1 protein-coding gene and 1 pseudogene are annotated in these 1,303 nt (G+C 72.6%); both read right to left on the reverse strand.

Going from position 1 to position 1,303, the window contains the following annotated elements; all coding sequences use genetic code 11:
* Window positions 1-117, reverse strand: a pseudogene (locus AB0N07_RS51240) (phosphoribosylformylglycinamidine cyclo-ligase); the annotation flags it as partial.
* Window positions 114-1,303: amidophosphoribosyltransferase (gene purF / locus AB0N07_RS51245; protein WP_365847892.1), on the reverse strand; the 1,190-nt coding region annotated here is incomplete at its 5' end. The pseudogene AB0N07_RS51240 and the gene purF, both read right to left, overlap by 4 nt.

The following is a 1,303-nucleotide window of genomic DNA, read 5'->3' on the forward strand; positions in this document are numbered from 1 at the left end:
GGTGGCCTTCACGGCGTCCTTCATCAGCTCGACGGCGCGGTCGCCGGCCTCCACGTCGACGCCGGCCGAGGCGTAGGTGATCGGGGCGGCGGCGGAGGGGGTCTGGTTCGGGGTCACAGCGGGATCCTGTCCGTCTCGGTGAGCAGCTTCTCGTCGTCGGCGTCCGGGCCGGGCTCGCAGCCCGTGGCGGTCACGGTGGTGGTCTCGCCGTCCTCGTCCAGCACCACGGTGGACGCGGGCGACACGGCGACCGGCTCCAGCAGGCCCTTGCCGCGCTCGCCCTCGTCGGCCAGCGGGATCGGGTAGTCGCCGGTGAAGCAGGCGGTGCACAGGCGCTCGCGCGGCTGCCCGGTGGCCTCGATCATGCCCTCCTCGCTGATGTAGGCCAGCGAGTCGGCGCCGATGGACGCGGCGATCTGGTCCACCGCGGCGCCGTTGGCGATGAGTTCGGCGCGGGTGGCGAAGTCGAAGCCGTAGAAGCAGGGCCACTTCACGGGAGGGGAGGAGATCTTCACGTGCACCTCGGCGGCGCCGGCCTCTCTGAGCATCCGCACGACGGCGCGCTGGGTGTTGCCGCGCACGATCGAGTCGTCCACCACCACGACGCGCTTGCCGGCCACCACGGTGGACTGGACGTTGAGCTTGAGGCGGATGCCGAGCTGGCGCAGCGTCTGGGACGGCTGGATGAAGGTGCGGCCCACGTAGGCGTTCTTCACGAAGCCCTGGCGGAACGGCAGGCCCGAGGCGTCCGCGTAGCCCACGGCGGCGGGCGTGCCGGACTCGGGCACGGGGATCACGACGTCGGCCTCGACCGGCTGCTCGAGCGCGAGGCGGCGGCCCATCTCCACGCGGGACTCGTACACGGAGCGCCCGGCGATCGTGGCGTCCGGCCGGGCCAGGTACACGTACTCGAACACGCAGCCGGCCGGCTTGGACTCGGCGAAGCGGGTGGAGCGGATGCCCTCCTCGTCGATCGCGATCATCTCGCCGGGCTCGACCTCCCGGATGAACGAGGCGCCGACGGTGGCGAGGGCCGACTGCTCGGAGGCCACCACCCAGCCGCGCTCGAGGCGGCCGAGCACGAGCGGGCGCACGCCCTGTGGGTCGCGGGCGGCGTAGAGGGTGCGCTCGTCCATGAACACGAAGCAGTAGGCGCCGCGGATCTTCGGCAGCAGCTCGAGGGCGGTCTCCTCGAGGCGGTCCCCGGGGGCGCCGTGCAGCAGGGCCGTGACCAGGGCGGTGTCCGTGGTGTTGCCCTGCTTCATCTCACCGTGGGTGTGGCGGCCCTCCGCGGCGTGCACCA

It is taken from the genome of Streptomyces sp. NPDC051172 (assembly GCF_040682555.1).
GTDB lineage: Bacteria > Actinomycetota > Actinomycetes > Streptomycetales > Streptomycetaceae > Streptomyces.